General features: G+C 64.1%; 10 protein-coding genes and 2 pseudogenes. 5 read left to right on the top strand and 7 right to left on the bottom strand.

All coding sequences use genetic code 11. The features are described 5' to 3' along the window. Nucleotides 1-1,158 carry an N-acetyltransferase gene (locus AC0KVN_RS13645; protein ID WP_435568662.1) on the bottom strand — a complete coding sequence of 386 codons (1,158 nt, stop codon included), beginning with the start codon at nucleotides 1,156-1,158 and terminating at the stop codon, nucleotides 1-3. A 301-nt stretch (nucleotides 1,159-1,459) separates the two neighbouring features. Here AC0KVN_RS13645 and AC0KVN_RS13640 point away from each other — a divergent pair, with 301 nt between their 5' ends. Continuing rightward, nucleotides 1,460-2,527 carry a fatty acid desaturase family protein gene (locus tag AC0KVN_RS13640; protein WP_483656148.1) on the top strand — a complete coding sequence of 356 codons (1,068 nt, stop codon included), beginning with the start codon at nucleotides 1,460-1,462 and terminating at the stop codon, nucleotides 2,525-2,527. Between the two features lie 468 nt (nucleotides 2,528-2,995). On the opposite strand, the pseudogene AC0KVN_RS13635 reads toward AC0KVN_RS13640, so the two are convergent. The 4 genes and pseudogenes from AC0KVN_RS13635 to AC0KVN_RS13620 all read right to left on the bottom strand — a co-directional run. Then, nucleotides 2,996-3,913: pseudogene (locus AC0KVN_RS13635) on the bottom strand (transposase); the annotation flags it as partial. Next, a complete protein-coding gene (locus AC0KVN_RS13630) occupies nucleotides 3,907-4,692 on the bottom strand; it encodes an IS5 family transposase (RefSeq protein WP_483656183.1) in 786 nt (261 codons plus the stop codon). The pseudogene AC0KVN_RS13635 and the gene AC0KVN_RS13630, both read right to left, overlap by 7 nt. Nucleotides 4,693-4,790: 98 nt before the next feature. After that, nucleotides 4,791-5,033 (bottom strand): annotated as a pseudogene (locus AC0KVN_RS13625) (transposase); the annotation flags it as partial. Nucleotides 5,034-5,145: 112 nt separating this feature from the next. Further along, nucleotides 5,146-6,039, bottom strand: a complete 894-nt coding sequence (locus AC0KVN_RS13620; protein WP_435568469.1) for a diacylglycerol/lipid kinase family protein — start codon at nucleotides 6,037-6,039, stop codon at nucleotides 5,146-5,148. 69 nt (nucleotides 6,040-6,108) lie between these two features. Here AC0KVN_RS13620 and AC0KVN_RS13615 point away from each other — a divergent pair, with 69 nt between their 5' ends. Further along, nucleotides 6,109-6,987, top strand: coding sequence for a metallophosphoesterase family protein (locus AC0KVN_RS13615; RefSeq protein ID WP_435568470.1), 879 nt, complete (start codon nucleotides 6,109-6,111; stop codon nucleotides 6,985-6,987). 166 nt (nucleotides 6,988-7,153) lie between these two features. Then, nucleotides 7,154-8,935: a diguanylate cyclase gene (locus AC0KVN_RS13610; protein WP_435568501.1), complete on the top strand. Its 1,782-nt coding sequence runs from the start codon at nucleotides 7,154-7,156 to the stop codon at nucleotides 8,933-8,935. Between the two features lie 185 nt (nucleotides 8,936-9,120). Here the strand turns inward: AC0KVN_RS13610 and AC0KVN_RS13605 are convergent, their stop codons facing one another. Beyond that, nucleotides 9,121-9,996, bottom strand: a complete 876-nt coding sequence (locus tag AC0KVN_RS13605) for a LysR family transcriptional regulator (RefSeq protein WP_435568471.1) — start codon at nucleotides 9,994-9,996, stop codon at nucleotides 9,121-9,123. Nucleotides 9,997-10,093: 97 nt separating this feature from the next. On the opposite strand from AC0KVN_RS13605, the gene AC0KVN_RS13600 reads away from it, so the two are divergent. Together AC0KVN_RS13600 and AC0KVN_RS13595 are read left to right on the top strand one after the other, a co-directional pair. Next, nucleotides 10,094-11,023, top strand: a complete 930-nt coding sequence (locus tag AC0KVN_RS13600) for an AEC family transporter (protein ID WP_435568472.1) — start codon at nucleotides 10,094-10,096, stop codon at nucleotides 11,021-11,023. Between the two features lie 129 nt (nucleotides 11,024-11,152). Further along, nucleotides 11,153-12,730: an EAL domain-containing protein gene (locus tag AC0KVN_RS13595; protein ID WP_435568473.1), complete on the top strand. Its 1,578-nt coding sequence runs from the start codon at nucleotides 11,153-11,155 to the stop codon at nucleotides 12,728-12,730. A 3-nt stretch (nucleotides 12,731-12,733) separates the two neighbouring features. Here AC0KVN_RS13595 and AC0KVN_RS13590 read toward each other — a convergent pair whose 3' ends face one another. Further along, nucleotides 12,734-13,594, bottom strand: coding sequence for a class I SAM-dependent methyltransferase (locus tag AC0KVN_RS13590; RefSeq protein ID WP_483656147.1), 861 nt, complete (start codon nucleotides 13,592-13,594; stop codon nucleotides 12,734-12,736). Nucleotides 13,595-13,623: the final 29 nt, after the last annotated feature.

Raw genomic sequence — 13,623 nt, 5'->3', positions numbered from 1 at the left:
TTACAGCGTCTTTTCGTAGACCTGATAGATCTTGTTGACCCGGGATTCGATGGCGTCGGCGATCGCGTTCATGCCCTGATTATCGTCCAGCACCCAGCCGATCTCGCCGCGCGTCGCACTGTAATGGGCCAGGGCGTTGCGGCGGATATATTCGATCATCATGAAGGCGAGCTGGCTGGCCATGCGGGTCGATTGCAGCCGCTGGACCACGCCCATCAGCGGCACGCGCATGGTGCGGACCTGCGGCTTGCGCAGCCAGCGCAGCAGCTTGATCCAGCCGAACGGGAGGAGCGAACCGTTGAGCGGCTTCAACGCCTCGTTGAGGTCGGGCAGGGTCATCATGAAGGCGACCGGCTCGCCTTCCAGCTCCGCGATCATGATCAGATCCTCGAACACCAGCGGCTTCAATTTCTTGCCGGTGAAGGCGACTTCGGCGTCGGTGATCGGCACGAAGCCCCAATTCTTGCCCCAGGCATCGTTGAGGATGCCCAGGATGATCGCGGCTTCCTGATCGAATTTCGACTTGTCGACCTTGCGGATGGTGATGCGCGCACTCTTTTCGCCCGAGGCGACGATGCGCTCGATCAGCGGCGGGAAATTCTTGGTGATGTCCAGCTCATAGGTCTTGAGCTGCTTGACCGGCTGATAGCCGGCGCCTTCGACCATCGGCTGATAGGCGGCGCTGTTATGGCCCATCATCACCGTCGGCGGATGGTCATGACCCTGGATCAGCAGGCCGGGCTCTTCCCAGATCGACAGCGAGATCGGGCCGAGCACGCGGGTCATGCCCTTGGCCTTGAGCCAGCCTTCGGCCGCGGCGATCAGGGCGGCGCCGGTTTCGGCATCTTCCGCCTCGAACAGGCCGAAATTGCCGGTGCCCGGACCCATGCCCTGTTCGACCGGCTGGGCCAGCGCCAGCTTGTCGAAATGCGCGGAAATGCGGCCGACCACCTTGTTTCCGCGCCGGGCGAGGAAATATTGGGCCTCGGCATGCTCGAAGAAGGGATTCTTGCCCGGCGTCAGCAGGCCGTAGACTTCGGACTTGAGCGGCGGCACCCAATTGGGATCATTGGCGTAGAGCCGCCAGGGCAGGTCGACAAAGGCCTTGAGATCGGCCTTGGAGGAAACGGGGGTGATGAGGAGATCGGTTGATGCCACGGCGCAGGCCCTTGAAGAAATGTGTCGAGCAGTTCGGCGCTTGTTTGCGGAATGTCAATCTCGGGCCGGGGGAGGAGCGCTAAGAGTCGGTCTGGAAATGCACCTCTGGCGCATCTGTACCGGCCCACACCCTCACCCGGCCACCCAGACATGGTAGCCTGATGGGAGGCCGGGTGGGGGTGTGGGCCGGTGCGGCGCTTGAAAATGCGCTCTTTCGCGCATTTTCAAACAGCCCAAACCGGGGTGAATATGTCACGTTGCTGCCACGATTGCAGCGCATTTGGAGTGTAGGGAAGGCAGCATGACTGTGCATGATCCCATTTTGGCCGCCGCGTCGCGTACGCGGTCGGCTATACCCGACGATACGAAGATGCTGCGCGCTGCCGCGGATCTGACGCGCACCCTGTCGACCCCGAACCCGGCCATCTACTGGCCGGACATGCTGGCGTCGGCGCTGATCGGCTATGGCGCGCTGGCCGGTGCGATTCTGGCCCAAAATGTGGCGATCGCGATCGGCTGTGCCCTGTTGTCGATGATGGCGCTCTATCGCGCGGCCAGCTTCATCCATGAGCTGACCCATATCCGCAAAGGCGCGCTGCCCGGCTTCCGCTTCGGCTGGAATCTGCTGGTCGGCATTCCGCTGATGATCCCGTCCTTCCTCTATGAAGGCGTGCATACCCAGCATCATGCCCGCACCCGCTATGGCACGGCGGAAGACCCGGAATATCTGCCGCTGGCGCTGATGAAGCCCTGGTCGCTGCCCCTGTTCATCGTCGTCGCCGCGCTGGCGCCGATCGGCCTGATCCTGCGCTTTGGCGTGCTGACGCCGCTCAGCCTGATCATCCCGCCGCTGCGGCGCAAGGTGGTGGCGGAGTTTTCGGCGCTGTCGATCAATCCCGCCTATCGCCGCCGTGCGCCCGAGGGTGAGTTTGCCCGCATGTGGCATTGGCAGGAAGCGGGCGCCTGCCTGTTCGCGCTGGCGCTGGTCGGCAGCGTGTTCGCCTTCGGCTGGAAGCCCTTACTGGTCTATATGGCGATCCATTCGGCGATGACCGTCATCAACCAGCTGCGCACGCTGGTCGCCCATCTGTGGGAGAATGAGGGCGAGGCGATGACCGTGACGGCGCAATATCTGGATTCGGTCAATGTGCCGCCGCCCGGCACGCTGCCGGAACTGTGGGCGCCGGTCGGCCTGCGCTATCATGCGTTGCATCACCTGCTGCCGAGCGTGCCCTATCATAATCTGGCGGCTGCCCATCGGCAGATGATGGCGACGCTCGACATCGACTCGCCCTATCGCCAGGGCAATTACACCGGCATGTTCCTGCTGGTCGCCAAGATCGCCCGGAGCACGATGCACGCGCGCTGATCGCGGTGGATCGGGACAGGAAAGAAGGCCGGTGAAAACGCCGGCCTTTTTTTGTTGGCGGATGGGGGGGGGGCGGGGTGCGTGGCGACCGTGGGGCGACGCTTTTGCGGCGATCAGGTGGTCGTGATCCAGCCGGGAAAGGGGAGGGGCGGATAGACTTCTAACCCGACCGCGTGAAATTATTATTTATACTGTAGTAATCTCTAAAATCGTTATCTTATTGGGTACTTTATTTAACATTCAGGCTATCGCAATGCGGATTTTTAGAAAAATAGTGTTGCAAATCATGAAATGAGAGAAATGGTCTGTTTTTGGGATTTTATGATAAATTGGATAATTTTATTTATATTTATCGAATTTTTTATATTAAGTAAGCTGCGGACGGTGGGATTTCAGTAGGTGGTAGATGGTTTTGAAGGCGTCCGTGATTGTCGGTCTCTGAAGTTGAGGTTAAGTCGGCTCCCGGTGTCAGGCTGGGGGAATAGCCGACTGGATCGGGATAAGTGTCGCGAGCTTGCGCAGGTTCTGGGCTGTAGCTGCGAGGTGGAAATCGTCTTTTACGCCATTTTGTCCTCGTACGCGCAAGCGGTCGAGCTTCAGGATGCGTTTGAGATGGGCGAACAGCATTTCGACCTTTTTTCGCTCGCGCCGGGCCGTGGGTTGGCATGGTCCCTCCGGTGCTGGACGAGATGCTTGCCGCCGAGACAGGCATAGAGATCGTTCTGGTGGTCATAGCGGATACGGTGCGCTGGAAGCTGTCGGGGCTGCGGCCCACATGGTCGAAGACGGAGATGTGCGGCTCGATGCCGCGCTTATGGACCAGCCAGGCAAGATTAGCCGCATCGCCATAGCCGGTATCGGCAGCTAACCGCTGGGGCCAGATGCCGAAGCGCTTCTGTGTCCTGTCGATCATCGTTCGCTGCGCCGTTACCTCAGCTTGACGGATGGCGGTGCTGGCTTCCACATCGACGATCACGGCATTAGTCAGATCGATGAGGTAGTTGGTGCTGTAGGCGAGGAAGGCCTGCCCGCCATGGGCGCCCGTCGAGCGTGCCGCTGGATCAGCTGGCGACAGATATTTGGGCGTGACGGGCAAAGCTGCGCGAGAGGCGGCCTTGTCCAGTACCTCCAGATACTCCCGAACAGCATGATTGATGATATCCGGCGGTAGCCCCTCTGCGCCGGGAACGCCGCGCTGGCGATCGGCGTCGGCCTTGATCAGACTGGCGTCGACGACGAAGCTTTCGCCACCGACCAGTCCTTCCTGGATGCAGCGCGAGACGGTCATCTCGAACAGTTTCCGTAACAGATCACTGTCCGGAAGCGGCCGTGCCGATTCTTCGAGAATATTAAGTAATTGGGGACGAATTCGTCGAGGCCTAGGCCGCGTTGACAAAGTGAGGCAGCCATTTTCGAATGGCGGCGAGGTTGAGGAAGCTGGCAAAGGATAAAGCGGTTTTGTCGTAGCACGTGGCAATACGGCGGAACTGCTTGAGTTGACCGAACATGCGCGCGATGCGGTTGCGGTCACGATAGCGGCAGAAGTCGCAGGGAATGGGTTCGCGGCGATTGGCCTTGGGCGGGATGATCGGCAGGATGCCTTGCATCAGCAAATTTTCGCGGACAGCATCGCCGTCATAGCCTTTGTCGGCCAGCAGCGCCTTGGGCTTGGCGACGGGGATCGCCATGAGGGCATCGACAGCACCGTAGTCCGACGCCCCCCCCCCGTCGGTCAGGATGAAGCCGATAGGGCGTCCCTGATTGTCACAGCGGGCGTGGACCTTGCACGTAAAGCCGCCGCGTGATCGACCAAGAGCCTGCGCACAAGCCCCCCCTTTTCCGCCCACCGCCGATACATGGCCGCGAACTATGGTGCTGTCGATCATGTGTTGCCAGTCGTCGGTCAGTCCCAATTCCACCAATGTCGCCAAGATCGCATCCCACACGCCCTGTTCGGCCCAGCGCCGGAACCGCACATAGACCAAGTTCCACAGGCCATAGCGTTCGTGCATATCCCGCCACGGACAGCCGACCCGCAGAACATGCAGCATGCCGTTGAGAAAACGCCGGTTATCATGGGCAGGACGGGACTTGCGACCGCGCTCCGATGGCAACAACCCCGCGATCACATCCCATTCCTCGTCCGTCAGATCGCCCCGGCCCATCATCGCTCCTCGCAAAAAGAAGCTCTCAATCAGAAATCAGGCAGATTGGGAATCCACTTTGTCAACGCGGCCTAGGCGCGTAGATTGAGATGTACTTACTCGCACAGCCGCCGCTCAGACCGGATTTCCAGGCAGTAGCAGATCAGTAACATTCGGATCGTCAGTTTAGGATTGATCGGGGCCCTGCCTATCTCGCTATAGAATGGCCGCAGCTTCTCTCCGAGTCCGTCCAAATACACGAAGCGTTCCACCGTCCGCAATAGGTGGTTCTGAGGAACATGATCTTCCAAGCTGAAGCTGTAAAACAGCGCCTCCTGCATCACCGTCCGATCACTCATCATGAGCCTGCCTCCTAACGACAACGCCAGTGAATCGGAATTGCGCCATTACTGCGAGGTCGGGTTTTCAACATTATCGGTCGCTTCCCGACCGTCTGGATTTGTTCTTGCCGCCCTAGTCCTGCGGCACCGCTACATCGACGGCGCCGGGGGCGATCTTTACCGTGACGGGGGTTTTTGCCAGCACTTCGCCGTCGATCGATATTTTCTGTGGCGGGTGGCAGGCGAGTTTGAACTGGCGGCCGTGGAATTCCTCGGTATGGGCATTGCGGTCGCGCAGCTTCACGAATTTGGCATACCAGTCCCAGGCGAGGCGCGGCTTGGAACGGCCGACCACCGCCTGGATCACGATCTCGCCGGTATCGACGGCAGCATGATCCGACAATTCCACTCCGCCATGATAGGGGCCGTTGAGGATGCGCACTTCGGTCGACCACATCCGCCTTTCCTTGACGCCGTCGTCGATGGTCAGGCGGAAGGCGCGGAAGCCGACCGAGCATTTGACCGCCCAGAGCAGATAGCCGATGCGGCCGAGATAGCGTTTGAGCTTGTGCGGCACGGTCTGGCCGATCATCGGCGACAGGCCCAGGGACGCGGCATTCACGAAATAGTCGCGATCAATCATGCCCAGATCCACGCGGCGGCGCTGGCCGGTGGCGATGGCGCGGACCGCGCCGTCGAGGTCGAGCGGCAGGCCCAATGTGCGGGCGAAGCTGTTGGCGGTGCCGAGCGGTAGCACGCCGAAGACGCAATCCTTGCCGACCAATTCGTCGACCGTGCCCGACATGGAGCCATCACCGCCGCCGACGATGACCATCGGCGCGCCGCTTTCCACCGCCTGGCGGACGGTTGCGGCCATCTGTTCGGGATCGTCGACCGCATGGGCGGCGATCAGCTCGACGCCGGCGGCTTCGAGCTTTTCCCTTGCCTGATTGAAATTGTCCTGGCCGCGTCGGCTATGGGCGTTGACGACGAGGATCGCCTGCCGGGGGAGCGTTTTCGTTTCCATGCCGCAATAACACCGTGCGGCGATTTCGGGTCCATCGGAAACGAATAGCGATGGATTCGTTGGGGAGGCATGGCCCGTATCGCCCATCTGTCCGACATTCATTTCGGCGCGCATGATCCGCGCATCGTCGACGCCGCCACCGCCTGGCTGGAGGAGCGCCGGCCCGATCTGGTCGTCATCAGCGGCGACCTGACCCAGCGGGCGCGGGTGGAGCAGTTCCGGGCGGCGGCAGCTTGGCTGGGTCGCCTGCGCGCGGCGGGGCTGAAGATATTGGTGATCCCCGGCAATCATGACGTGCCGCTGTTCGACGTGGTGCGACGCTTCGCCCGGCCGCTGGCGCGCTACAAGCGCTATATCAGCCGCGATCTCTGTCCCTTCTACGAGGATGACGAGGTCGCGATACTGGGCCTCAACACCGCCCGGTCGCTGACGATCAAGGACGGGCGGATCAACCATGACCAGATGGACCGGCTGCGCGAGAGTTTCGCGCAGGTCGCGCCGGCCAAGACCCGCATCCTGGTGACCCATCATCCGCTGTTCGCCATGCCGATCGGCCGGGGCGGGGAATTGAGCGAGGCGGTGGGGCGGCATGAGGATGCCGTGCAGGCGGCGTGCGAGGCGGGGGTGCATGTCGCCCTGGCCGGCCATTTCCACCGCACCTATGCGGAGGCCGCGCAGAAGATGGTGGCGCATAGCGGCGGGGCCCTGGTCATCCAGGCGGGGACGGCGACATCCACCCGGCTGCGCAATGCCGAGCCGCAAAGCTTCAACTGGCTGCATGTCCGGCGCAACAATGCGATCGAGCTGCAGGTGATCGTCTGGGACGGCAACGCGTTTCGTCGGGCCAGCCATGTCGATTATGTGCGGGAAGGCGAGGCATGGACGGGACGGGATGTGATCGACCCGCCGACGATTGGCAGCGTGGCTGTGCTACAAGGGACAAGCTGAGGCAGGAGTCTTCGATCGGTCGCAATTCTCCCTAAAAAACAATGATTCATGTTGCATCGGCGAAGCGATTGACCAAAGGCGATGGGCTTGCGGACCCAGGGAGTGTCAGTTGGTCGGATCATTGTCCCATCGGATTGTGGTGCTGTGCGGCATATTGTGCGTGGTGATGGTGCTGCTCGCCGGGCTGTTGCTCGACGGGTCGGCGCAGATGCGCGGTAGCCTGGGCTGGGTGACTCATTCCTCGCAGGTGCTCAAGACCGCGAACCGGACGCTGGGCCATCTGCAGGAAGCGGAGTCGGGACAGCGCGGCTATGTGCTGACCCGCAATCCCGAATTTGGCGAGACCGTCGCCGCAGAGATCGCCGCCGCCAAGCATGATGCCGCCGCGCTGGTCAATCTGACCGCCGACAATCCGCCGCAGAATGAACGGGCGCGGCAGGTGCGCGCGCTGGTGACGGAACGGGCCGCGAGCCTGGAGAAATCGGCGGCCATGACCCGCGCGGGCGACTTTGCCGGGGCGCAGGCATCGACCGCGACCGGACGCGGCCGTTATCTGATGCTGATGGTCGAGGCGCGGGTCGGCGATCTGCTGGCCGAGGAGCGTTCGCTGTCGGTCGAGCGCATGGGCGCGGTGGAACGGCGGCTCAACTATATTCGCTGGCTGGTGCTGCTGGGCACGCCGCTGACGGTGGCGATCATCGTCATCATGGGCGTGGCGCTGATCCGCGGCATCCGCCGTCCGGTCGAGGCGATGATGACGGTGATGGGCAAGCTGGGCGCTGGCGACCGCAGCGCGCGCATCGATGTCGAGATGCGGTCGAGCGAGTTCGAGCGGCTGGCCGGCGGCTATAATGAAATGGCGCGCGAGCTGGAGGCAGCGGTCGCCGACCAGGTGGACAGCGAGGGGCGGCTGAAGGTCGCCAACCAGGAACTGAGCGCCAATGCGCAGGTGCTGCGCGAACGGGGCGAGGTGATCGAACTGCTGGGCGGCATGGCCCACCGGATGCAGGCGGCCCGCACCGACGAGGAACTGGCGTCGATCATCCGGGTGTTCGTGCCGCGCGTGCTGCCCGATATTCCCGGCGCCCTCTATGCCCATAATAATTCGCGCAACCTGCTGGTGCCAATCGCGGCCTGGGGCGGGCTGGAGGTCGAGCAGGCGGGCTTTGCGCCCGACCAGTGCTGGGCGCTGCGGCGCGGACAGAGCCATTATGTGACCGAGCAGGGGTCGGACATCGTCTGTGCCCATGTCGGGGCCGAGGCGGACCATTATCATTGCGAGCCGTTGCTGGCGGGCGGCGAGGTGATCGGCGTGCTGTATCTGCGCGGCGTGGTGGGGGCCGAGAACCGGTTCCGCCTGACCGTGCTGACCGAGAATATCGCGTCGGCCCTGGTCAACCATCGCCTGCAGCGCGGCCTGCGCGAACAGACGATCCGCGATCCGCTGACCAGCCTGTTCAACCGCCGCTACATGGAAGAGACGCTGGCGCTGGAGATCGCGCGGGCGACGCGCACCGGCAGCCCGCTGAGCCTGGTGATGTGCGACGTCGACCATTTCAAGCGCTTCAACGACGAGTTCGGCCATGAGGCGGGCGACGCGGTGTTGCAGGCGGTCGCGACGGAAATGCGCAGCCGCTTCCGCGACGGCGACGTCGTTTGCCGCTTTGGCGGCGAGGAGTTCACCATCATCGCGCCGGGCACGTCGGCCGTGGTGCTGGCCGATCGGGTGGAGATCGTCCGCCAGGCGATCAGCGAGTTGATGGTCAACCAGGGTGGCCGCACGCTGGGGTCGACGACCATGTCCTTCGGCGTCGCCACTTGGGAAGAGAGCATGGAGCGCGACGGCTCGACGCTGATCAAGGCGGCCGATGCCGCGCTCTATCGCGCCAAGCGCGAGGGGCGGAACCGGGTGGTGCTGGACGCGCGGGCGGAAGCGCTGTCAGCCTGACCAAAGTGGCCTGAAAGGGGCGGCGGAAAATAGGAAAATCGCCGCTTAACTTCGCATATTTCCTGCATATTTCGACATTTTATGTCGATGGTTGGAAATTTCCTTGCGTCGTCCCGCTTGCCTGAGTTGAGAAAGAGCCGGGCGCGATCATGGCAGTTCGGCGCGCTGTAGGACAGCGGACCGTTTCATGCGGGCTGGAGGCTGTCGGCGATCGCGCGCAGATGGGTGAGCGCCGGATTGCGGGCGTCGGGGCGGACCATCAGCAACTGCTCGATCATCGGCGCGTCGACCAGCGGCACGAAGCGCACGCTGGTCATGGCGAGGCGCCGCAGCGATTCCGGCACGATCGCGACGCCCAGCCCTTCGCCCACCAGGCTGACGATCGTCTGCTGCAACTGGGTTTCGAGCAATATGGCGGGCGGCGCGGCCAGCCAGCCCAGGATCGCGCGACGCAGCGTGGGTGTCACATCCGCGGGCGAGAGGATGAAGCGTTCGCCGGCCAACTGGTCGGGGGTGAGGGCGCTGGCACTGGCGAGATGATGGTCCGACGGGACGACGGCGGCGAGCGGCTCACGATAGAGCGGGCTGGTGACGAGGCCGCGCCGGGCACCGGGATCGAAGCCGATGGCGGCGTCGAAGCGCCCCTCCATCACGCCGTCGGCCAGCATCATTGGCAGCGTTTCGCGCAGGTGCAGCGTCACGTCGGGATGGGCGGTGGCAAAGCGGCGGGTGAGCAGGGGCACGCTGCTATAGGCGGCATGCATCATGAAGCCGATCGTCAGTTCGCCAAGATCGCCGGACTGCCAGGCGCGGGCATCGCGGCAGGCGCGGTCGAGCGCGGCGATGATCTGCCGGGCATCCTCCAGGAAGCGGGCGCCGGCCGGGGTCAGCACGGCGCGCCGCGAATGCCGCTCGATCAGGCGGACGCCCAGTTCCTGTTCCAGCGCGGCCACCTGGCGGCTGAGCGGCGGCTGGGTCACGTGCAGCCGCTCGGCCGCGCGACCAAAATGCAGCGTTTCGGCGACGGCGACGAAATAGCGGAGCTGGCGAATATCAATCATACGGAATCGGTATCAATCATTCCATGTAATGGCATTGGTATGCATCGATTGGGCGGCGTAGGCGAGCGCTGTTTCCGCTGTCCCGAAAGTCCGTCCGATGTTGTCCGTGCTGCTGATCGTCCTGCCCATCTTCGCGCTGATCGGGGCGGGATGGATTGCCCGCAGGAGCGGCGTGCTGGGGCAGCATGCGACCGGCGAGCTCAATCGCTTCGTGGTGTGGCTGGCGCTGCCGGCGCTGCTGTTCGACATTGTCGCCAAGGCGCGATGGAGCGACATCTGGCAGCCCGGTTTCCTTGCCGTCTTCGGCATCGGCGCAGGGCTGAGCTTTGCCGCGACGCTGATGCTGCGGCGACGCGGGGGACGGCATCTGGCGGATGCGACGGTCGACGGGTTGAACGCGGGCTATGCCAATACCGGCTTCATCGGCTTTCCGCTGGCGGTGACGATATTGGGGCCGGCATCGCTGGCACCGACTTTGGTGGCGACGATCATTACCGTCTGCCTGCTGTTTGCGGTGGCGCTGATCCTGATCGAGATCGGGATGCAGAGCGAGCGGCGGCCGGGGCACATGATGGCCAAGGTCGCACGGTCGCTGGCGACCAATCCGCTGCTGGTCGCGCCGCTGGCCGGTGGGCTGTTCCTGGCCTTTGCCATTCCGCTGCCGGCGCCGCTGGACAAGTTCCTGGCGCTGCTGGGCGGTGCGGCGTCGCCCTGTGCGCTGGTCGCGCTGGGCCTGTTCATTGCCGAAAAGCGGGAGGGCGCGCCGCCGCCGGCGGGTGCGGTGGGGTTTCTGGTCGGCATGAAATTGCTGGCGCAGCCGCTGCTGACCGGGGCGCTGGCGCTGGTCTTCCGCCTGCCGCCGGCGCTGGCGGCGACGGCGGTGCTGATGGCGGCGCTGCCGACCGGCACCGGCCCGTTCATGGTCGCCGAATTCTATGGCCGGGAAGCGGGCATCACCGCGCGGGCGGTGCTGGTCTCCACCATCGCCTCGCTGGCGACCATCACCCTCTATCTGAGCCTGCGCTGAGCATCAGGGCGACAGGGCGTTGCGCTTTCGCGCGCAAGGACAGGCCGTTAACAAAATAAATACTCGTCTTTGCTCTGCTGACGGCGCAGGTTTTGCTGCTCCGATGGCGAATGAAGATGGGGGCCGGACTTGCGGCGACGGATCATTATCTTTCTGGCCCTGATGCTGGCGATATTGGCGATCGTCATTCCACTGGCACTGACCGTCCATTTTTCGCGCGAGCGGGCGATCGCCGCCGAGCGCGCGCATATGCAGGAATATGCCAACTGGACGCTGCTGCGCGCCGAACAGGTGCTGACCGACGCCAAGGATGTGCTGGCGCAGGTCGGCGAGGGCGATTGTTCCGTCGGCCATATCGAGCGGATGCGCCAGTTGGCGATCGACAGCGGGGCGGTGGAGGAGGTGGGCCATTATGATGGCGATCGGCTGGCCTGCACCGGTTGGGGCAAGGTGCCGGCGGATGTCGTCATCGGGCGCGGGACGCCTTCGGCGACGCTGGCGGGCGGTTATGCGCTTCATCTGCATGTGAAGCCGCGCATCAGCCATGCCCGCGAGGTGATGGTGTTGGGCTATCGCGACCATAATGTGCTGATCCTGCCGCAGCGGCTGGTCGATGTCTTGTCCGACAGCCACATGATCCTGGGCATCGCGACGCGGCAGGGGACGCTGATCGCCATTACCGGGCGGGCCAATGACGGGCTGGTGGGACAATTGAGCCGGCAGGCGATGACCGGGATAGACGATACGGACATCTATGCGTCGGTGCAGCGCGGCGACCTGACCGGCTTTGCCATTGCCGACCGCAGCGCCATCGATGCGAAGCTGGGCAGCGAGATGCGCCTGCTGTTGCCGATCGGACTGGTGGCGTCCGCGATCCTGATGCTGCTGATCCTGTGGGTGTCGCGCCAGCGCCTGTCGCCGGAAAAGGAACTGAAGCTGGCCATCCGCAAGCGCGAGTTCCAGGTTCATTACCAGCCGCTGATCGAGCTTGCGACTGGCTATTGCGTGGGCGCCGAGGCGCTGGTGCGGTGGCGGCGGCCCGATGGCCGGTGGATAGCGCCCGACCTGTTCATCCCGCTGGCCGAGCAGAGCGGGCTGATCCTGGACATTACCGACCATGTGATCGAGCAGGTGGTGTCGGATCTGCACGCCATGCTGCTGGCGGAGCAGCATGTGCATGTGGCGATCAACATCTCCGCGCGCGACCTGGAAAGCGGCCGCTTCCTGGACGTGCTGGAGCGCGAGATAGCCAAGGCCGGCATCGCGCCGGGCCAGATCTGGCTGGAGGTGACCGAGCGCAGCCTGATCAATCCGGACACGGCCCGCGCGACCATTGCCCGTGCGCGCGATGCCGGGCATCTGATGGCGATCGACGATTTCGGCACCGGCTATTCCAGCCTGTCGCTGCTGGAGACATTGCCGCTCGACGCGCTCAAGATCGACAAATGCTTCATCGATGCGATCGGCCGGGATGCGGCGGCCAGCGTGGTCACGCCCCATATCATCGGGATGGGGCGGGCGCTGAAGTTGAACCTGATCGCCGAAGGGGTGGAGACGCGCGAACAGGATGCCTATGTCCGCAAGGCCGGCGTCCAGTTCGCGCAGGGCTGGTATTATGCCAAGGCGCTGCCGGCGGACGAGTTCATGGCCTTCTATCGCGACTATAACCGGGGCAAGCGATCCCGCTTCCTGAGCGTCGCGGCCTGAGGATCAGTCCTTGCCCTTGAGCGCGGCGGCCAGCGAGACGGTGGCGCTGCCGCGGCGGGCGGGGGCGGCCTGGCTGGCGTCGGGTTTCCAGCCGGACAGATAGATGAGCGCCATCTGTTCGGCGGTGCGGCCGTCGGGATCGGCGGCGTTGGCGAAATGGGCGGCGGCGCGCATCAGCACATCGCGCGACAGGGCCGGCGGGCGGGTGGCGAGCGCATTGCCCGCGCCCATGCCGCGCAGATCATGCATCAGCCGGACGATGTCGCCATAGCGGATATTGAGCGTCTCGCCATCGGCGACCGGCATGGCGAAGCCGGCGCGGCTCAGCAGATCGCCGGCCGAGCGGACATCGACCTGGGGATGGACATGCTGGCCGGGCCGGTCGCCTTCGGCCGCGAGCAGGGCGGATTTGAGGCGGGCCAGGCTGCCTGCGCCGGCAAAGGCGGCGAGCATCAGCCCGTCAGGCCGCAGCACGCGGCGCATCAGGATCAGCGCGCCGGGCAGATCATTGACGCTGTCGAGCGTGCCGCAGGCGATGACCAGGTCGAAACTATTGTCGGCAAAGGGGAGGGCGTCCTCATCCGCCTGCACGCCGCCGGCCCGCTGCGCGGCGAGGAAACCGGGATCGGCGCAGGCGACGCGCTTGCCCATGGCTTCGAGCGCGGCCTTCGCGCTGCCGTCCGGGCAGCCGATCAGCAGGACTTCGGGCAGGTCGCGCTGCACATCGGCCAGCCGTTCGAGCAGTTCGTCCAGCATCGCGCGGTGGAGGAAGTCGTGATCGGCAAAGGCGCCGAGCATCCGGTCGCGGTGGCGGGCGCGCAGGGCGCGGTCGAAAATATCGGGGCGGATTTCGGGGGCAGTCATGGCGGGCCTTGTGCATCGGGGACGAAGCG

It is taken from the genome of Sphingobium sp. SG1 (genome assembly GCF_057063145.1).
The sequence above is the reverse complement of the archived record's forward strand: the minus strand, read 5'-3'. Positions and strand labels throughout refer to the sequence as shown.

Coding starts and splice junctions, on each gene's coding strand:
- AC0KVN_RS13640 (WP_483656148.1), top strand. CDS start 1,460: ATGACTGTGCATGATCCCATTTTGGCCGCCGCGTCGCGTACGCGGTCG.
- AC0KVN_RS13630 (WP_483656183.1), bottom strand. CDS start 4,692: ATGGGCCGGGGCGATCTGACGGACGAGGAATGGGATGTGATCGCGGGG.
- AC0KVN_RS13620 (WP_435568469.1), bottom strand. CDS start 6,039: ATGGAAACGAAAACGCTCCCCCGGCAGGCGATCCTCGTCGTCAACGCC.
- AC0KVN_RS13615 (WP_435568470.1), top strand. CDS start 6,109: ATGGCCCGTATCGCCCATCTGTCCGACATTCATTTCGGCGCGCATGAT.
- AC0KVN_RS13610 (WP_435568501.1), top strand. CDS start 7,154: ATGGTGCTGCTCGCCGGGCTGTTGCTCGACGGGTCGGCGCAGATGCGC.
- AC0KVN_RS13605 (WP_435568471.1), bottom strand. CDS start 9,996: ATGATTGATATTCGCCAGCTCCGCTATTTCGTCGCCGTCGCCGAAACG.
- AC0KVN_RS13600 (WP_435568472.1), top strand. CDS start 10,094: ATGTTGTCCGTGCTGCTGATCGTCCTGCCCATCTTCGCGCTGATCGGG.
- AC0KVN_RS13590 (WP_483656147.1), bottom strand. CDS start 13,594: ATGACTGCCCCCGAAATCCGCCCCGATATTTTCGACCGCGCCCTGCGC.